Genomic DNA, 17,960 nt, shown 5'->3' with positions numbered 1-17,960 from the left:
GAGATGTTCAAGCAACTAACATTACTCAGTGTTATTTGTGCCACGTTAACTGGCTGCGGCGGCAGCGATAATGCAACTTCAACACCGATAGAGCCAGCCCCTGAACCTGAGCCCACACCTTCAGGTATTACCTTTACAGATGCGGGGCTGTCGGGCGAGCGCATTAATCACCTGGTTCATTTCAACGATGCGATTTATGCCGGGACTGATACCGGCTTATTTAAATCCAACAATGACACGTTTACTCAGTGGCAGAAGGTAGCCACGACCTCAGCCCCTATCAGTGCCATGTGTGCAAACAGCACCGAGCTTTTCTATGCCACTCGTCCAGCCCAACGCTCGACACTGACGAAAGTGTCGATGAACGAAGAGCTAAGTCATATTGAGCATCGTTTTGCCCCAAGCGAAAGTGAGCACATCTACGCACTCTATTGCACTGAATCAACCTTATACGGGACCGGAAATCTAGTGCTTTCGGCCTCCTATGATGATGGAGTAAGTTGGCAAGCGCTGGCAGGAGAATATGGGTATGCGGCTACCGGCATGACGGCCTCTATGCACAAAAGTGACAATATGCTGTGGTACGGTGGCCAAGGTGCAATCGAAAACCCAATATTGCGCCGCGTAGATTTAGAGAACCTTGCACAGCAGGAATACCACGACTTGTTTCCTGCCCCGAGCACAATCAAAGCGATTAAGACCACTTCCCAGGGGGAGATTATTATCAGTGGTGAAGGTGGCTTAATGAAAAGTGCCGACCAAGGCGAAACGTGGACACAAATCTATCGAGACGAACAAGTACCCTATCGTTTCTATTTTGATTTTATCTATACAGAAAATACTCACACGCTAATTAGTGCTGGATGGAACAAGAGTCAAAAACGTGCCCCCCAGCCTCTTTATGTCGACGTAAGTGATAATGGTGGCGAGCAATGGCAGCGCTTTCACTATGATAAAAGTGCTGACTATCATGGCGGCGTATTAAGCCTATTGCCACTGAGCAGCGATGAGCAGTCCGTTTCATTGCTATTGGGGTTAGACATGGGCGGCGTTGTGAAAGCCCAATATTACTACCCCATACACTGACGCTGCGGTATGTAAAAACCATATATTGTATGATGTGTTCACTTGTTGGTGAAATAAAGGCCGCGATGCTGCGGCCTAACAAATAAGAATTTATTTAAACCCGTTGAGCATGCGTTCGCACACTACAGGCGTTGGCCTGTGATTGTCATCCACAGCAACAAAGGTAAAGCTGCCACGAATCGCTAAATGTTTGTCATCGCGGTGCATGGTTTCAAGAAATATCTCCACATCCACTTTTAAGCTGGTATTGCCCACATGGACTACGCGAGAAACTAACTCAGCAAATGTGCCCGCCGGTATTGCTTCTTTAAAATCAACACGGTCGGACGAAATAGTCACTAATGGTTTGCGACAAAAACGGGTTGCTGCAATAAATGCCGCTTCATCCATCCATGCCAGTGCATCGCCACCAAATAAGGTATTATGGTGGTTGGTACGCCCAGGAAACACGGTTTTAGTCACCGATGTTTCCGAATCTTCTATGCGCTGTGCAACAACGGCTTCTCTATCTAACTTACTGCTCATTCGTATTAACTTCACTCGCTAATGTATCAATCATAAGTAATTGTGGATCCAATCGTTCATTAAACCAATTGAAACGCCAATCTAAATGGGGGCCAGTTACCCGGCCAGTAGCCCCTATTTGCCCTATCACATCGCCGGTTTTCACGGTATCCCCCACATCAACCAACACCTTGTGCATGTGAATATAAGTGGAGGTAATGCCATAACCATGGTCTAAAATAACGGTGCCACCGGAATAATAAAGCTCAGGATGCGCCATCACGACTTCACCACTAATTGGTGCATAGATAGGTGTACCTGTCTTGTTAGCGATGTCGAGACCAAAGTGTGGCCGTTTAGGGGTGCCGTTAAAGTAACGCTGGCTGCCATACACACCGGAGATTCGACCCACTGCAGGACGATATACCGGCTCAAGGAACGCCGTGCGTTCACTGTTGTTAGCACGCGCTTGGCGAACCAGTTTTGCATCGTTACGGATGCGCTCTAAAACCTTTTCAGGCGGGGCCACATATTTACTTGCCACACCTTCTATTTTATCTATTTGATACTCACGCTCAGCAATGCTGAAATCAAGATGATGCCATTGCTCACCTTGGCTTTGCCACTTTAATTGCTGATCAGTTTGTGCATCACGGCCGAAGCCAAAAACAAAATAGCCTTCTTTGCTAAGCTTAAGCTCGCGTTCAGCAAAAACGACCTTTTTAGCATCTTGTAGCTGCCCTATAACCATACCGCCTTGGGTCAACTGACCTTTAATCAATGGGGTCGGCAGCTCTTGGGCTTCGCCATTAATGGGCGCACACAATGATGCCCCTAGGAGCAAGGCGGTGATTGCCATACGTTTAAGCATAACCAATCGCCCCTTTGCCTACACCTTCATAGGCGCGAACCTCTACTTGCTTATCCGGGTAAGCTTGCTTAATTTGCTTGGCCATATAATCGGCGATACACTCGACTGTGGTATCACAAGGCAGTACCTCAGTACGCTTTGCACTGATTGCCAATTCAAACTCACCTTGATTAGCATGGTAACGGCTACAGATGTCTCCCGGTGCTGCGCTTATATCTTGTAAGTGTACAGCCTCCACCACATCTTCTTCGCTGACCAAGTAAATATCAGCCCAACGCTGCGCCCACTGCTTTTGCACACTGGGCATGGCCATACCATCTAGCCAAACGCCTAACGTTGAGCGGTGGCCATGAACAATTCGCTGGCAGTTGCCGTCGTGTTTTTTTAGGCCATGAGAATAATGATAATAAAAGCTCTGATGCTGCTCAGCACGCAACGTCAAAGTAATACCTTTGACGTTCTCTGGCAGCTGAGGAGTGATTTCTGCGACTAGATACTCGGTCACTACTTGCTCATTAATACTCGGTGCGTCAATCAAGCAAACCGCTTGCTTTGGGCCGCTCATAGCGAAATGGTGTTCGTTGTTATCGCCAAAGTTACTTTCCAGCGTCACTTTGTCATCGCCCTGAAGGATATCGATATTGGCTTTAGTGGGTACCGCTAGGGTGTGGTCAACACTGCTATCAATAATGCCCTTGATTTGTTTTTTCACTAAACCAAAATCAAGCAACATGGATTCATCGTTTAAATCGCCGTCTAAAGTCAAGTCAACAATCCAACTCTCACCAACCGGGCCGCGCTGGGGGCAAAAAAAGGAGAAATCAATCACGGTTAAGTCGTTGACGAAGAGCGTCATACACTGTCCTTGCATGCAGTTGAGAAGATGTCGCAATTATACAAGGGATGAAGTAAAAATGCTGCCTGAATTTGAATCCTTGGTGATAAATCCAACATTGCTACGTGGCAATAACGAAGCAGTCACACTACAGACACAAAAATGGCGTAAAAATAACATCCTAAAGCACTGTTCAGAGTTGTTTAGCGTACAAGTGTACGCTAAAGTAGCTGGCAAATTTTCGACAATAAAGTGTGTTATGGAACAAAAAAATAGCTACTCCAAAGAAGACTTGGTTTCATGTGGCCAAGGTGAAATGTTCGGCGAAGGTAACTGCCGCTTGCCTATCGATAACATGTTGATGATGGACCGTATCACCTCAATCACTGATGATGGTGGCCAATACGGTAAAGGCGAAATTGTCGCTGAACTCGATATTAACCCCGACCTATGGTTTTTTGATTGTCACTTTAAAGGCGATCCGGTGATGCCCGGCTGCCTTGGCCTCGATGCAATGTGGCAGATCGTCGGCTTTTTCCTTGGTTGGTCTGGCGGCCCTGGCTTAGGGCGCGCCCTAGGTGTAGGTGAAGTAAAATTCACCGGACAAATTTTGCCTACTGCTAAAAAAGTAACTTACCGTGTCCAGATGAAACGCGTGATTAAGCGTAAATTATTCATGGGTATGGCCGATGGCACAGTGGAAGTAGACGGTCGCGTTATTTATGAAGCTAAAGATCTAAAAGTGGGTTTATTCCAAGATACCAGCGCTTTTTAAATGTAGACGCTAGAGACGAAAAACGCCGCGTAATTGCGGCGTTCTTTTATTCGTTTGCTCTTTATACTTTATACATAGAGCGGTCTTCGACGGCTTCACGCCACCCTCCGAGCCATTGTGATCGTGGATCTATTTGTTGGTAGGGGCAATGTTCTTTTGAACGGCCTGCCATGCCTGCTTTATAACCTTGAGAATGTGCACGTTCTAGACGATCACGCTTTTGTCTCTTCATAGGTAAGTCCTCACCATTATAGTTTTGATACGTTGTAGTGAATCGGTCATCTACATTTAATGGATAGTTAATAAAACTGTCACTTGCAATCAACAAATTTAACCTTTGCCTATTGACAAACCCTAACTGGCTGAGCGCGGATTAAATTTAGTTTTGAAAAATTTCAGTGGTCGTACCTCGCGTTCGCCGACCTTTTTATTGGACTATTTTTACGTGGATTTTCGCGCGCGCTAAAATGACCAAACACGCGCTTAACGCTTGTAAATAAAGACAGTGGTTTCTCTAAAAAAGTTCCTGCCCTTAGTTCTAATCTGCCGTCTATTGACCTTAAATTCAACCCTTAATGTGACACAAATTTGCCATAATTTATGTCCATGAATAACATTAACTCTAAGTTCAACACCACGCTGGCTTTGTTATGTGCTTAGTCATGCACTGTGCACGTGATTACTGGCTCAATTATGTTTTTTAGGATTTTTTGCCAAGAAGTCTTCGCTCTGCATGGCGCACAATTCGAATTCTCGCGTGTTTTTGTAAGGGAGTTTCATAAAGCCCGCAACACCTATGCCGTCAATGGCCATCGCGTATTGCATAATCTCATCAAGTAGTTGGCCAAACCGCACTTCTTGGCTGGCATCCAATAACCGATAATAATGGTGTATCTTCAAACGTTGGGGCAAAGATTCAAAAATGATGCATCCGGTGTGATGTATTTTATTAAGCTCAAATACGCATTGAATAATTTTCTTTGGAAGCTGTAGCTGCTCATCCGGGTCTTTACCATCTTCAAAATAAGAATGCGGCCTCAGCATCTCAGTACCGGGTATATTAATAACGTCATAATGCAATTGTGGCAGTTGCTCGAACTTAAAGGCGCCGGTGGCATCACGCTCAAGTTGAATTGTTTGTCGGGCATCGAATAGACAACATTTAAACAACCCTTTTTGGGTGATCCCTTGCGCCAACTTCACGGTGTTATCTACCGCATCTTGGAATGAAGGCTCTAATGACTCGTCATACAAGATCAAGCTTGATTCAACAAACAGTGATGACTGCTTCCAGTGAAAGCTCAAACCGCCCACAACGGGGTACTTGGCCAAGCGGCTGATCGCTGCCAAAAACGCTTTTTCAGTATCACCGGTATCAAATAAAAATTCTCGGTAATAGCGCTCCAATTGCGCATCATTAACATCAACCAACCGCTGTTGACTGTCTGCCTGACGCAAAAACTGCTTACGCGAGCTGTACACTACCGTATCGGGCAAAGTCGCTACCTGCGCTTTCCAAACGGGGATCAATGCTTTATCTCGAACCACCGGATTATCAGGAACATAGGCGCGGGCCATGGTCGGCATATTACGCATAAAATAGTCGCCGCCGGCGTCGCGCGTTGCCTTGTCTTTACTGAGCATGGCATCAATCACGCGGGCAAATTCTTTAGGCAACCCCAGTGATGCAGCAGGTATCACTTGCGCACCAAAACGACACGACTGCGCTGACGCCAGCGCGTACAACGTTGACGCCACCCCCTGCTCGTCAAAACGCGGAGACGATTGCGCCCCAGACATTTGCTCATCACCAATAAAGTAGACATCCCCCATGCGCGCGTTGGTATTGGTTACATCCGCAGACATTAAGTCCATCACATTTGCGGCAATGGGCTGCCCACTGGCATCCAGCTGCGCATAAACAGAGCTCCCCCAATCAACCAGTGACAAGGTTTTGCTGCGCTCATCCCAGACCAAATTGGAAGGCTTAATATCCCCATGAACAACGGGCATAGGAGTGATCCCACCTCGGTAGTTTCGTAATACGTGTAATAACTGGTGGAGCTGCAGCGCTAAATCGAGAAGTTGCTTGGCAGTAAACTTGCCTTGGCGAATAGACAATTGTTCTAAGTCTTCACCCTCGGCTCGCGCCATCATCAATATGCCTTGCTTTTTTACCCGCTCAAAGGCATAAAATTGCGGGATCATCGGGTGATCAAAACGTGAAAGCATATAGGCTTCGTCTTCGAGCCTATCGCGCACTGATTGCGCTAAGGTAATACGAGAGAATTTAAACACCCAGTGTTGTTGCCTATCATCAATACCTGCGAACACAAAACCAAATGCGCCGGAGCCAATTAACTCAACATTTTTATAGCCCAGCATGGTGAGCTGTTTAATGCATATATTCAGCCATTGCTTATGCTTTTTAGCATTGCGATGGGAGAGCAAATAAATAGATTGCTCTTCATTAATATAAAAATTGGTGATTGCCCGCTGCGCCAAGCTTGCCTCTGGGTGTTATCTGCTAACTAATTGCTAAGTTTACGCTTTTTGTTACATATTCGACAACATAAAGCACCACTTTGCGCGCCTAAAATGCTTGTCCTAAAAACGGCAATAACGTATTCTTTAACGCTTTGAACGACAACGAAAGGGAATTCCCATGAAAAAAGTACTAATCGGCGGTGCTGTTGCCGCTGCTGTGGCGGCAGGCCTTTATTATTCAAACCAAGGTGCTGGCGGCGGCGCGAGTATGGCTGAGCTAGATTATGTGCCTGCTGATACTGTCTTTTTTGCTTCACAGTTAAAACCGTTTCCATATAAGCAATATGCACAGTTGTTGCCCTCTGACATGATGTCCAGCGGCACAGACGAAGAGCTCACCCAAGCTATCGAACATGCAAAGGCTCAAGGAAACGTTAACGCCGTATTCTTCTTCGAACTACTAAACCAGTACGAGAGTAGCGTACGCGATGGCAGTTATACGCAAACGTGGGGCATTGGTAATGACCTACGCTACCTAGGGTACGCTATTGGTTTAATGCCGGTAATGCGCGCTGAGCTCGAACAGCCGCAAAACTTTATCAATACGCTGAAAAAAGCAGCCGACAACGCAGGCGTGAGCTACGCTGATGAATCATTGAATTCGCAGTCTTACACCCGTTTTACCCTTGCACTTGATGACAGCAGCTCTGTGGCGATTATCGCTGCGATTAAGGATAACTGGCTTACAGTGACCCTAGACAGTGAATTCAATAATCAAGATGACCTTGCCTTAGCCCTTGCCACTGAAAAAGCGCAAACAAGTTTAAACAGCTCCAATCGTGTTAATGACTACATCAATAAGTATCAGTGGGACGGCAGCTCGATTAGCTACGTTAACTTTGAAGCATTAGCTTCAGCAGCAGTCGCTGACAAACCTTCACGTTTAAGCAGTATGCTTGATGCCATCCTTACGAAAATGGGCCAAGCACAAGCAATGCAAGCTTTGCGCACCCCAGGTTGTAAAGCCGATATTCCAGCTATTGCAGCGAAATGGCCCGCTATCGTCTCTGGCACATCAAATGTCAAAGTCAGTGACAGCAGCGCCGACTTTGATGCGGATATTGTGATTGAAAGCACGGACAAAGATATTTTGGGCGCGTTACAAACTGTTCGCGGCTTTATTCCAAGTCACGTGACCAATAAAGACGATGGCTTATTTAGCGTCGGTTACGGTATCGATGTAGGTAAACTTGCACCACTTGCTAATACCGTTTGGAGCGCGTTTACGCAGGCTGAGTTTACCTGTGAGCCACTAATGATGGCACAACAGCAAGCGAAACAATCAAACCCAATGGCTATGGCGATGGCCACCGGCATGGCTGCTGGAGTAAAAGGGATCAGCATTAGCGTACAAAATGTGGTGATGGATTTCAGTGGCTATACCCCACAAGTAAGTGATATTGATGCGTTAGTCACGCTTAGCGCCGATGATCCAACAACACTCATAAACACCGCAAAAGGGTTAGTGCCGCAGCTAGCACAAATTGAAATCCCTAGTGATGGCACGCCTATTTCGATGAATGAAATTATGCCAGTGCCTGCCAGCGGTAACGTCGATGCTCAACTGGCTATAAACGGTCAACACATCACCGTATACAATGGTGAAAAATCAACAGCGCTCGCCGCTGACATGAGTTCACAAGCAGTGGATGCCAACGGTGTATTAGGTATGAGCCTGCAATTTGCACCGATGATGGACATTGTCCTTGAAGCGGCCGCCAGTACAGGCGAAGAATTGCCACCTGAAATCCACTCGTTGGCTAAGCAAAACATGAAGCTATCATTGACAACAGATATCACCGACAACGGCATTGAGATGAAATCTGAAACCAATATCAGCAAAAGTAAATAACCACTAAAAAGGGCGCTAACAGCGCCCTTTGTTATATTTAGCTTGCCAATACTACAGGCGAATACCGCCGTCTATCTCGACCACACGACCGGTAAAGAAATCATTTTCGAAGATGTACTTCGCCGTGTGCGCGATTTCTTCTGCTTCACCTAAACGGCCCACCGGCTTCATTTTAACAAGACGCTCTTTCGCTTCAGGCTTCATTGCATCGGTCATTTTGGTGCGGATCACGCCAGGTGCAATGGCACCCACGCGAATACCATAACGACCAAGCTCTTTAGCCCAGCTTGTGGTCATGGCCACTACACCCGCTTTAGCTGCTGAATAGTTAGTTTGCCCCATGTTTCCGGAACGAGCCACACTGGACATATTAATAATCACCCCGCCCTCGGCGTGCTCCACCATGTGCACGGCGGCTTCGCGCCCGCACAAGAACACCCCGGTCAGGTTAACATCAATGACCGATTGAAATTGGCTTAGTGACATTTTATCGACCACCTTGCCCTCTTTCGCCTTGATAAATAAACCATCACGCAAGATGCCGGCATTGTTTATCAAGCCGTGGATAGCACCAAAGTCTTTCGCTATAGCAGCGAATGTCTGCTCAACTTCTTGTTCAACGCTGACATTGCAGATATAGCCTTGGATTTTGGCATCGGCGAGCGTGCTGTGAGTTTTTAGCTGTGCTATCGCCTCGTCTAATAAAGCGCTGTCCATATCAATCAGCGCCAAATGTGCACCGGCTTTCGCCGCCATAGCGGCCATCGATAATCCCAAACCTTGGGCACCACCGGTGACGACGACTACTTTGTTGTTTAATTCCATAGTTACTTCTTCTCGAATAAATTGAATATAGCACTGAAGTCTTGCGCCCCTGCCCCTTGGTTTTGTAGCAGGGTGTACAAGTTTTTGCTAAGCGCCCCTAAAGGGGTAGCCGAGCCAGAATTCTGAGCGGCTTCCAGTGCTAAGCCCAAATCTTTGGCCATTAAATCGACCATAAAACCGGGCTGATAGTTATTGCTTGATGGCGCGTTTTCCAGTACCCCAGGGCAAGGATTGTACAATTCTAACGTCCAGTTCCGCCCCGAGCTATTGACCATGATGTCCGACAGCACTTTGGGGTCTAAGCCGTGATTAATGCCCATTTGCAGAGCTTCACTGGTCCCGGCCATTAAAATACTCAGCAGCATGTTATTGCAGATTTTTGCCACCTGACCGGCGCCAATATCGCCAGCATGGAAGATATTTTTCCCCATATCTTCCAGGACCGGTTGCACGGCATTAAAGTGAGTCTTAGCGCCACCAACAATAAAGGTCAAGGTACCAGCACTGGCTCCAGCGACCCCGCCCGAGACGGGCGCATCGACAAAGGCAATGCCCTTATCGGCTAAGGCTTGTCCGACTTCAGTGGCACTGGCCGCATCAATGGTTGAACAGTCAATCACTACGGTGTCACTGGCTAAATGATGGATTAAACCATCGTCTGCCAAGTACAGCGACTTAACATGCTTTGCTGCTGGCAACATGGAGATCACAAACTGTGCGCCGTGAGTGACCTCATCAGCGGTTGTACCTGCATGCGCGCCTTCATCGGCAAGCTCGTTGACCACCTGTTTATTGAGATCAAACACGCTCACCGAGTGGCCGGCCTTAATTAGGTTACGCGCCATAGGCGCACCCATATTACCTAAACCAATAAATCCTATTTTTGCCATGCTGCCTCCTAGACTAGGGTTTCAAGTGGGTGTTCACGCCACTGGCGATTAAAAAAGCGCTCAATTACCGACTCAGGTACCTCTTGCAAACTGGGGTATTGCCACTGCGGACTCATGTCTTTGTCTATCAGCAATGCGCGCACCCCTTCTTGAAACTCACCCACTTCACAGCACGTCACCGACATACCCAGCTCCATTTTGAAGCAGGCTTTGAGTGACAGCCCTTGAGCACGCTTAAGTTGTTCAAATACCAGGTGAGCACTTAGCGGACATCCATGCTTCAGCGTTTTTACGGCTTTAGCTAACCATTTATCATCACTTTCTATACCCGTAAGGTAGTTTACCTTACCTGCTAAATCGCTGTATTCGCTCATACGATTTATGGTGTTCAAATGAGTGCGCAGGCCACCTTTTTCCATGGTTTTTGACTCACCATCAAACTTCTTCAAAAGTTGAGTGAGCTTATCATGATTAAGTGCAGCCACTTTGCCCCAACTCTGCTCGCACAAGGTTGCCAGTAAGGCGGTAAACTTGTTGCTATCGATACTGTGATCGGCAAGGGCAGCGAAGCGCGCATCATCGGCATTCATCAATGCCCCGGTCAGGCCTAAGAACAAGCCAATGTTGTCCGGTGCTTTTTGCAAAAAGTAGCTCGCGCCTACGTCTGGATACAAGCCAATGGTGATCTCCGGCATTGCAAGCTTTGAGCGCTCAGTGACCACCCGATGACTGGCGCCAGCCATTAGGCCCATACCGCCGCCCATGATAATGCCATCGCCCCACACAACAATCGGTTTGTTGTAACAGTGGATGGCATAATCAAGACGATATTCCTCACTGAAAAAGGTCTGCCCATAGTCTGCAGGCTCCCCTGTAGCCATAGCGCTGTGTAAGCTGACGACATCACCACCAGCACAAAACGCTTTATCACCCATCCCCTTAAGAACTACAAAGGCTAATTCATCGTCATCGGCCCAATGCTTCAATTGCTTATCAAGCAAACGAATCATATTCAAGTTCAGCGCGTTGAGAGCCTTAGGGACATTGAGCGTTGCCAATCCAATTTTAGAGCCGTTGCTACACTGAGCCAGTTCAAAGACAACTTCGGCGTCTTGATTATTTAACGGGATAAGTTCGTCCATTAGCCATTCACCCACTTCGCTTTACGCTTTTCTAGGAACGCGTTAACGCCTTCAGTCTGGTCCTGGGTGTCGAATAGCTTCACGAATAACTCGCGTTCAAGTGGCAAAGCGCTGCGAATATCGCCATGACGGCCCTGCTGAATGAGAGTTTTACAATAGCTGACCGCGACTGGGCTTTGCTCACCTACCTGCTCAGCGAGGGCAAGGGCTTTATCTAAGCTTTCACCACTGCCAACGACCTCTTCGATTAAGCCTATGCTATGCGCTTTGTCCGCTTTAATACGCTCACCACACAAAATCATGCGCTTAGCCCAACCTTCACCAACTAAGAGCGCCAAATTTTGAGTGCCACCAGCACACGGAAGCAGACCCACTTTTGCCTCAGGTAAAGCCATCTGCGCTTGCTCTTCGGCAATGCGAATATCACAGGCCAACGCCACTTCCAAGCCTCCGCCCATAGCAAAACCATTGATGGCGGCAATAGACACACCACGAAAATCGCTTAAGGTTTCAAAGGCGGCGCCAAATACTTGTGACATTTGTGCAGCAACGCCTTTATCGCCGCTGGCAAACACATTTAAATCGGCCCCAGCAGAGAAAAACTTCTCTCCTTCCCCGGTAAGCACCAAGGCAAAAATGTCTTTGTCGGCGTTTAGGGCTTCAACCTGCTCTTTAAGTGCTGTCAGTGTCTCTTTCGTCCACGTATTAGCCGGTGGGTTGCTCATTGTTAAAATGGCAGTGTGGCCACGTTTTTCCAACTTTATTTGTGCTGACGACATAATGACTCCTTATAGAATTTCGCTGACGTGATCGGCCAAAATACGACGCGCAATGATCACTCGCATGATTTCGTTAGTGCCTTCTAAAATTTGATGTACGCGCACATCACGAAGGTGGCGCTCCAATGGGTATTCTTTGATATAGCCATAACCGCCATGAATTTGCAGTGCATCATCGCAGACCTTTACGCCCACATCGGTGGCAAAGCGTTTAGCCATGGCGCAGTAAGTGGTTTTTTCACTGTCATTGCTGTCGAGCTTAAACGCCGCTAAGCGGATCATTTGTCGGGCCGCCACCAGTTCGGTATTCATATCTGCGAGTTTAAATTGCAGTGCCTGAAACGCCGCTAATGGCTTACCAAATTGTTCACGCTCTTTTAGGTACTCTTTGGCGGTGTTCAATGCCTGCTGCGCCGTACCTAATGAGCAGGTCGCAATATTAATGCGGCCACCATCAAGCCCTTGCATAGCAAACTTAAAGCCCTCGCCCTCTTGACCTAACAAATGGTCTTGAGGAATGCGTACATTTTCAAACGTGACCAAACGGGTTGGTTGCGCGTTCCAGCCCATTTTTTCTTCGGCTTTACCATAGCTGATCCCTTCGGCATCGGCAGGCACAACAAAAGCGCTAATACCCTTTGGCCCTGCTTCGCCAGTGCGAGCCATCACTACTAACACCTGAGTACTGCCAGCGCCGGAAATAAACATTTTTGAGCCGCTGATCAGATAATCATCCCCGTCACGAACCGCTTTGGTCTTCAGCGACGCCGCATCGGAGCCACTGCCTGGCTCGGTTAGACAATACGAAGCCAGTTTTTCACCGGTGACAAGCTCAGGGCAATAACGCTCCTTGGCGCTATCAGTACCAAAGCTTGCGACCATCCACGTCGCCATATTGTGGATAGTAAGCATGGCGGTTGTGGCGGTACAGCCCTTAGCTAGCTGCTCGAAAATGATGCTTGAGTCAAGACGTGACAGCCCTAGACCACCGACTTCTTCCGGAGTATAGAGGCCACAAAAGCCCAGCTCACCGGCTTTTTGTAGGGTCTCTATTGGAAAAATATGTTCTTGGTCCCATTTAGCTGCAAACGGGGCCAACTCTTGGGCAGCAAAACGCTCAGCCATATCGGCAAAGGCTTGTTGGTCTTCTGTAAGGTTAAAATCCATAATGCACTCTCTTTACTACTTACATAGCGGCCGGATTTAACCGGCCGAACCAGTTATTTTAGGTTGATGCTCATATTGGGACCGCTGACTGCGTCGTCTTCAAACCAACGTGCGGTGATGGTTTTGGTCTCGGTGTAAAAACGCACACCTTGTTTGCCATAGGTATGCTGGTCGCCATAAAACGAGCCCTTCCAGCCAGTAAAGGAGAAAAACGGTAACGGCACAGGAATTGGCACATTGATACCCACCTGACCCACTTCAATATGATGCTGGAATTTACGTGCCACTGCGCCGCTGGCGGTAAATAGCGACGTACCATTGCCATAAGGGTTGTCGTTGATTAAGGCGATGGCCTCTTCCAAGGTATCCACAAACACACAGCACAGTACCGGGCCAAAAATCTCCTCGCGGTAGATAGCCATGTCTGGAGTCACATCGGCAAATAAAGTTGGCCCCACCCAGTTGCCCTTCTCATAGCCTTCTACAGTGCAATCTGAACCATCAAGCAAACACTCGGCACCTTCTTCTTTACCTTTGGCAATCAAAGAGAGAATACGCTCTTTGGCCGCAGCGGTGGTTTGCGGGCCATACGCAGCATCTTGATTATCCCAAGTACCTGGGTGTACTTTGCTCAACGCAGTTTTCAAATCATCAACCCATTGCTTTGACTGACCCACGAACACCGCCACTGAAATACCCATACAGCGTTGTCCTGCGGCGCCAACGGAAGAGCCCACTAGGTTATTAATAACATTCTCTTTATGCGCATCTGGCATCACCACGAGGTGGTTTTTAGCGCCCACACAGCACTGCACGCGTTTGAGGTTAGCGGTGCCTTTATCGTAAATATATTGACCTACTGCACAGGAGCCGACAAACGAGATAGCGCGCACATCATCATGCTCTAGGATCTGATTAACCTGGTCTTTTGCGCCATGTACCACCTGCAACACCCCTTTAGGTGCACCGGCTTCTTCAAATAACTCCACTAGACGCATCGGTGTAAGCGGATCTTGCTCAGAGGGCTTAAGGACAAAGGTATTGCCACAAACGATAGCCAGTGGGAACATCCACAGTGGGATCATCGCCGGGAAGTTAAACGGGGTGATCCCCGCACATACCCCTAAAGGTTGGATTAATGAATAGGTATCAATATTGCGGGCGACGTTAGAAACCGTCTCCCCCATCATATTTGATGGGGCGTTCGCCGCTTGCTCAACAACCTCAATACCACGCCAAACGTCGCCTTTGGCATCTTCAAAAGTTTTACCTAACTCATGGCAGATAATCGTAGCTATTTCATCATGATGCTCTTTTAGTAACTGCGCATAACGCATCATAATGCGTGCTCGCTCAGTGACCGGCACATCTTTCCACGTTTTAAACGCTTCTTTAGCTGAGGCAATCGCCTCATTCACTTCGTCTTCGGTAGCCAGTGGCACTTGCGCCAAAACTTCTTGGTTTGCTGGGTTAAGAACATCCAGCCATTGTGATGATGTGGATTGGCGCATTTCGCCGCCGATATAAAGTGGTACCTGATGCATGATGCATACTCCCCAAAATAGCAGCGCCCAGTGTTGTAGTAATTATGGGCGCGAAAAAATTAAAGTGTTTCGATAGCTAAAGCAACGGCTTCACCGCCGCCGATACACAGTGACGCGACACCGCGCTGTTTGCCTTGATTACGCAACGCATGAATTAGCGTGGTCAAAATTCGTGCACCACTGGCTCCAATTGGATGGCCAAGAGCACACGCGCCGCCGTGGACATTGACTTTGTCAGCATCAAGTTTCATTTCATTAATAGCCAGCATCGTGACCATGGCAAAGGCTTCATTGATTTCCCATAAATCAACGTCGTCTACTTGCCAATCAAGCTTTTTCAATAGCTTCTCCATAGCGCCAACAGGGGCGATGGTAAATTCAGCCGGTAAACGTGAGTGGGTGCTATGACCGCTGATCCGGGCAATGGGCGTCATGCCTTGCTTTTGCGCTTCGCCATAGCTCATTACCACAAGTGCCGCAGCGCCATCGGAGATTGACGAAGAGTTTGCTGCGGTGATGGTGCCGTCTTTTTTAAACGCTGGGCGCAATGACGGAATTTTATCTGGACGGGCGTTCCCCGGTTGCTCATCCACCTCCACTGTCACGTCTCCTTTACGACTGCTGATAGTGTGCGCGGTGATTTCCGCCTTAAAGGCCCCGCTTTCAATCGCTTTATTGGCTTTAGCCAGTGAGTTAAGCGCAAATTCGTCCATTTGCTCACGAGTCATGTCGTATTGATCGGCAGTGCTTTGTGCAAAACACCCCATCGCGAGATTATCGTAAGCGTCCTCTAAGCCATCCATCATCATATGGTCTTTTACTTCGCCGTGGCCCATGCGCATGCCTGAGCGCGCCTTCGGTAACATATAAGGAGCATTTGACATGCTTTCCATGCCACCAGCGATAACACTATTAACACTGCCTGCTTTGATTAGGTCATGAGCCAGCATTACCGCTTTTAGACCTGAGCCACACACCTTATTAATGGTTGTTGCACCAGTGTGCTTTTCCATACCTGCTTTCAACATCGCTTGACGCGCAGGCGCTTGACCCAAAGCAGCGGGCAAAACACACCCCATAATGACTTCGTCGATTTCGCCGGCATCTAGATTAACGCTCGCTAAGGCGCCTTTGATTGCGCTAGCACCCAACTCAGTGGCGCTGGCACCGCTTAGTGCACCCATAAAACCACCCATGGCGGTACGCTGGGCACTAACAATAACAATATCGTTATCCTGCAATGGTGTACTCATACTGTGTTCTCCATATCAATTTCACTTGAGCATACATAAAATTTACGTTTACGCCAACGTCAATTAGATAAGTGAAATGATGAAATTTCAATCGCTGTAAACTTTAGCAGCCACCGCCTAGTTACGCCTATAAAAACATTGCGAGTTTAAGCTAAGCCTTATAAACAGTTAGCTTCAGGGCTTATGGAAAAGAAAATAGAAGAATAAAAGTGAGCACCAAATGCAGCTTTACCTTTACGTAAACTTCACTTATATTGGTGTTAAAAATTTGTAGTAGATAAGACTAAAAGACAATGACAGAGCAAAGCCCAACGGCCAGCGAGCAAACGTTCTCTATCAGTGAGCTTGCCAAGGAGTTTGATATAACCACCCGCAGTATTCGTTTTTACGAAGACCAAGGGCTTATTACTCCGAGACGAAATGGCCAAACCAGAATCTATTCTAAACGCGATAAAGTGCGCTTGAAGCTGATCCTTCGCGGTAAACGCTTAGGTTTCACCCTAGCAGAAACGGGTCGATTGTTCGAACTTTATGACGCGGACAAATCCAGTGCCAAGCAGCTTGTCACTATGCTCGATCTTATCGAAGAAAAAAAAGCACACCTCAATCAGCAAATGGACGACATTAAAGTCGTGCTAATGGAACTCGTTACGGCTGAGAAACGCTGCCGTGAAACCCTCTCACATTTACAACAGGATTAATCACCATGAGTACAATTTCGCTTTATAAAGAACTCAACTTCGGCCTCGGGGAAACAGCCGATATGATCCGCTCGCACGTTAATTCTTTCGCCAGCGCCGAGATTGCGCCGCTTGCTGAACAAACTGATGAGAAAAACATGTTCCCCAATGAGCTGTGGCCTAAATTTGGTGAGATGGGGCTACTAGGCATGACTGTAGATGAGAAATATGGTGGTGCCGGCTTAGGTTATCTCGAACATGTTATTGCCATGGAAGAAGTAAGCCGTGCCAGCGCCTCAATTGGTTTAAGCTATGGCGCACACTCTAACCTTTGCGTTAACCAAATCTTCCGTAACGGTAACGAGCAGCAAAAAGAAAAATATCTGCCCAAGCTTGTCAGTGGCGAGCACATTGGTGCATTGGCGATGAGTGAACCTGGTGCCGGTTCAGATGTGGTGTCTATGCGCTTAAAAGCGGAGAAAAAAGGCGACCACTACATCCTAAACGGCAACAAGATGTGGATCACCAATGGTCCTGACGCTCACACCTTTGTAATTTATGCCAAAACCGATGCCAGCGCCGGCCCGAAAGGGATCACCGCGTTTATCGTCGAGCGTGACACTCCTGGATTTAGCCAAGCGCAAAAGCTCGATAAATTGGGGATGCGTGGCTCAAACACTTGTGAACTAGTGTTTGAGGATTGCGCCGTGCCCGAAGAGAACATTCTCGGCAACCTTAATGAGGGCGTCAAAGTACTTATGAGTGGCCTCGATTATGAGCGCGTAGTACTCGCTGGCGGACCACTGGGTATTATGCAAGCGTGTATGGATGTGGTCGTTCCTTATATTCATGAGCGTAAACAGTTCGACAGCCCGATTGGTAACTTCCAACTTATTCAGGGCAAAATAGCTGATATGTATACGCAAATGAATGCCGCACGCTCCTATGTTTACACCGTTGCCCAAGCGTGCGACAGAGGCGAAACCACCCGTAAAGATGCGGCCGGCGTTATCTTATACGCAGCTGAACTAGCAACAAAAATGGCCTTAGATGCAATTCAGATTCTGGGCGGCAATGGCTACATAAACGAATACCCCACTGGGCGCCTGCTGCGTGATGCCAAGCTGTATGAAATTGGTGCTGGCACCTCAGAAATTCGCCGTATGCTAATTGGCCGCGAGCTATTCACTGAAAGCCGCTAAGGTGCGTT

Annotated in this window: 17 protein-coding genes; 5 read left to right on the top strand and 12 right to left on the bottom strand. The window is 47.7% G+C overall.

The genetic code is table 11. The features are described from left to right. Window positions 1-3: 3 nt before the first annotated feature. Window positions 4-1,086, top strand: coding sequence for a hypothetical protein (locus MHM89_RS02330; RefSeq protein ID WP_239407976.1), 1,083 nt, complete (start codon window positions 4-6; stop codon window positions 1,084-1,086). A gap of 90 nt (window positions 1,087-1,176) precedes the next feature. On the opposite strand, the gene MHM89_RS02325 is transcribed toward MHM89_RS02330, so the two are convergent. Genes MHM89_RS02325 through MHM89_RS02315 form a run of 3 tightly spaced genes read right to left on the bottom strand, consistent with a single transcriptional unit; the run spans window position 1,177 to window position 3,317 of the window. After that, window positions 1,177-1,611 (bottom strand): acyl-CoA thioesterase, encoded by a 435-nt coding sequence (locus MHM89_RS02325; RefSeq protein ID WP_239407975.1) that lies wholly within the window; start codon window positions 1,609-1,611, stop codon window positions 1,177-1,179. Then, the gene (locus MHM89_RS02320; RefSeq protein WP_239407974.1) at window positions 1,601-2,461 is read right to left on the bottom strand and encodes a M23 family metallopeptidase; all 861 of its coding nucleotides are present in this window, start codon (window positions 2,459-2,461) and stop codon (window positions 1,601-1,603) included. The genes MHM89_RS02325 and MHM89_RS02320 overlap by 11 nt, the downstream gene beginning before the upstream one ends. After that, entirely contained in the window at window positions 2,454-3,317 is an 864-nt protein-coding gene (locus tag MHM89_RS02315; RefSeq protein WP_239407973.1) for a 6-carboxytetrahydropterin synthase, read from the bottom strand. The genes MHM89_RS02320 and MHM89_RS02315 overlap by 8 nt, the downstream gene beginning before the upstream one ends. A 238-nt stretch (window positions 3,318-3,555) precedes the next feature. Between MHM89_RS02315 and fabA the strand changes: the two genes are divergently transcribed. Then, complete coding sequence (gene fabA / locus MHM89_RS02310; RefSeq protein ID WP_026111005.1) at window positions 3,556-4,071, top strand: bifunctional 3-hydroxydecanoyl-ACP dehydratase/trans-2-decenoyl-ACP isomerase; 516 nt, start codon at window positions 3,556-3,558, stop codon at window positions 4,069-4,071. 61 nt (window positions 4,072-4,132) lie between these two features. Here the strand turns inward: fabA and rmf are convergent, their stop codons facing one another. Together rmf and MHM89_RS02300 are read right to left on the bottom strand one after the other, a co-directional pair. Then, complete coding sequence (rmf, locus tag MHM89_RS02305) at window positions 4,133-4,303, bottom strand: ribosome modulation factor (protein ID WP_026111006.1); 171 nt, start codon at window positions 4,301-4,303, stop codon at window positions 4,133-4,135. Between the two features lie 455 nt (window positions 4,304-4,758). Then, a complete protein-coding gene (locus MHM89_RS02300; RefSeq protein WP_239407972.1) occupies window positions 4,759-6,576 on the bottom strand; it encodes a protein kinase in 1,818 nt (605 codons plus the stop codon). 160 nt (window positions 6,577-6,736) lie between these two features. On the opposite strand from MHM89_RS02300, the gene MHM89_RS02295 reads away from it, so the two are divergent. After that, window positions 6,737-8,470: a hypothetical protein gene (locus MHM89_RS02295; protein WP_239407971.1), complete on the top strand. Its 1,734-nt coding sequence runs from the start codon at window positions 6,737-6,739 to the stop codon at window positions 8,468-8,470. A 51-nt stretch (window positions 8,471-8,521) separates the two neighbouring features. Here the strand turns inward: MHM89_RS02295 and MHM89_RS02290 are convergent, their stop codons facing one another. Genes MHM89_RS02290 through MHM89_RS02260 form a run of 7 tightly spaced genes read right to left on the bottom strand, consistent with a single transcriptional unit; the run spans window position 8,522 to window position 16,070 of the window. Next, window positions 8,522-9,295, bottom strand: coding sequence for an SDR family oxidoreductase (locus tag MHM89_RS02290; RefSeq protein WP_022944548.1), 774 nt, complete (start codon window positions 9,293-9,295; stop codon window positions 8,522-8,524). A 2-nt stretch (window positions 9,296-9,297) separates the two neighbouring features. Beyond that, window positions 9,298-10,185 carry a 3-hydroxyisobutyrate dehydrogenase gene (gene mmsB, locus MHM89_RS02285; protein ID WP_045978803.1) on the bottom strand — a complete coding sequence of 296 codons (888 nt, stop codon included), beginning with the start codon at window positions 10,183-10,185 and terminating at the stop codon, window positions 9,298-9,300. 8 nt (window positions 10,186-10,193) lie between these two features. Beyond that, a complete protein-coding gene (locus MHM89_RS02280) occupies window positions 10,194-11,327 on the bottom strand; it encodes an enoyl-CoA hydratase/isomerase family protein (RefSeq protein WP_022944550.1) in 1,134 nt (377 codons plus the stop codon). Beyond that, entirely contained in the window at window positions 11,327-12,106 is a 780-nt protein-coding gene (locus MHM89_RS02275; protein ID WP_022944551.1) for an enoyl-CoA hydratase, read from the bottom strand. The genes MHM89_RS02280 and MHM89_RS02275 overlap by 1 nt, the downstream gene beginning before the upstream one ends. A 9-nt stretch (window positions 12,107-12,115) precedes the next feature. Then, window positions 12,116-13,273 carry an acyl-CoA dehydrogenase family protein gene (locus MHM89_RS02270; protein ID WP_022944552.1) on the bottom strand — a complete coding sequence of 386 codons (1,158 nt, stop codon included), beginning with the start codon at window positions 13,271-13,273 and terminating at the stop codon, window positions 12,116-12,118. Between the two features lie 53 nt (window positions 13,274-13,326). Continuing rightward, complete coding sequence (locus MHM89_RS02265) at window positions 13,327-14,817, bottom strand: CoA-acylating methylmalonate-semialdehyde dehydrogenase (RefSeq protein WP_239407970.1); 1,491 nt, start codon at window positions 14,815-14,817, stop codon at window positions 13,327-13,329. A gap of 59 nt (window positions 14,818-14,876) precedes the next feature. Then, window positions 14,877-16,070, bottom strand: a complete 1,194-nt coding sequence (locus tag MHM89_RS02260) for an acetyl-CoA C-acyltransferase (protein WP_045978804.1) — start codon at window positions 16,068-16,070, stop codon at window positions 14,877-14,879. A gap of 293 nt (window positions 16,071-16,363) precedes the next feature. Between MHM89_RS02260 and MHM89_RS02255 the strand changes: the two genes are divergently transcribed. Further along, the gene (locus tag MHM89_RS02255; RefSeq protein ID WP_045978805.1) at window positions 16,364-16,771 is read left to right on the top strand and encodes a MerR family DNA-binding transcriptional regulator; all 408 of its coding nucleotides are present in this window, start codon (window positions 16,364-16,366) and stop codon (window positions 16,769-16,771) included. 5 nt (window positions 16,772-16,776) lie between these two features. Continuing rightward, window positions 16,777-17,952 carry an isovaleryl-CoA dehydrogenase gene (locus MHM89_RS02250; RefSeq protein ID WP_151172754.1) on the top strand — a complete coding sequence of 392 codons (1,176 nt, stop codon included), beginning with the start codon at window positions 16,777-16,779 and terminating at the stop codon, window positions 17,950-17,952. The last annotated feature ends 8 nt before the right edge of the window (window positions 17,953-17,960 follow it).

The organism is Pseudoalteromonas sp. CNC9-20, assembly GCF_022347875.1.
GTDB lineage: Bacteria > Pseudomonadota > Gammaproteobacteria > Enterobacterales > Alteromonadaceae > Pseudoalteromonas > Pseudoalteromonas ruthenica.
The sequence above is the reverse complement of the archived record's forward strand: the minus strand, read 5'-3'. Positions and strand labels throughout refer to the sequence as shown.

What these genes read in the sequence shown, in the direction of transcription:
- MHM89_RS02330 (WP_239407976.1), top strand. Translation starts at nt 4, where the DNA reads ATGTTCAAGCAACTAACATTACTCAGTGTTATTTGTGCCACGTTAACT.
- MHM89_RS02325 (WP_239407975.1), bottom strand. Translation starts at nt 1,611, where the DNA reads ATGAGCAGTAAGTTAGATAGAGAAGCCGTTGTTGCACAGCGCATAGAA.
- MHM89_RS02320 (WP_239407974.1), bottom strand. Translation starts at nt 2,461, where the DNA reads ATGCTTAAACGTATGGCAATCACCGCCTTGCTCCTAGGGGCATCATTG.
- MHM89_RS02315 (WP_239407973.1), bottom strand. Translation starts at nt 3,317, where the DNA reads ATGACGCTCTTCGTCAACGACTTAACCGTGATTGATTTCTCCTTTTTT.
- fabA (WP_026111005.1), top strand. Translation starts at nt 3,556, where the DNA reads ATGGAACAAAAAAATAGCTACTCCAAAGAAGACTTGGTTTCATGTGGC.
- rmf (WP_026111006.1), bottom strand. Translation starts at nt 4,303, where the DNA reads ATGAAGAGACAAAAGCGTGATCGTCTAGAACGTGCACATTCTCAAGGT.
- MHM89_RS02295 (WP_239407971.1), top strand. Translation starts at nt 6,737, where the DNA reads ATGAAAAAAGTACTAATCGGCGGTGCTGTTGCCGCTGCTGTGGCGGCA.
- MHM89_RS02290 (WP_022944548.1), bottom strand. Translation starts at nt 9,295, where the DNA reads ATGGAATTAAACAACAAAGTAGTCGTCGTCACCGGTGGTGCCCAAGGT.
- mmsB (WP_045978803.1), bottom strand. Translation starts at nt 10,185, where the DNA reads ATGGCAAAAATAGGATTTATTGGTTTAGGTAATATGGGTGCGCCTATG.
- MHM89_RS02280 (WP_022944550.1), bottom strand. Translation starts at nt 11,327, where the DNA reads ATGGACGAACTTATCCCGTTAAATAATCAAGACGCCGAAGTTGTCTTT.
- MHM89_RS02275 (WP_022944551.1), bottom strand. Translation starts at nt 12,106, where the DNA reads ATGTCGTCAGCACAAATAAAGTTGGAAAAACGTGGCCACACTGCCATT.
- MHM89_RS02270 (WP_022944552.1), bottom strand. Translation starts at nt 13,273, where the DNA reads ATGGATTTTAACCTTACAGAAGACCAACAAGCCTTTGCCGATATGGCT.
- MHM89_RS02265 (WP_239407970.1), bottom strand. Translation starts at nt 14,817, where the DNA reads ATGCATCAGGTACCACTTTATATCGGCGGCGAAATGCGCCAATCCACA.
- MHM89_RS02260 (WP_045978804.1), bottom strand. Translation starts at nt 16,070, where the DNA reads ATGAGTACACCATTGCAGGATAACGATATTGTTATTGTTAGTGCCCAG.
- MHM89_RS02255 (WP_045978805.1), top strand. Translation starts at nt 16,364, where the DNA reads ATGACAGAGCAAAGCCCAACGGCCAGCGAGCAAACGTTCTCTATCAGT.
- MHM89_RS02250 (WP_151172754.1), top strand. Translation starts at nt 16,777, where the DNA reads ATGAGTACAATTTCGCTTTATAAAGAACTCAACTTCGGCCTCGGGGAA.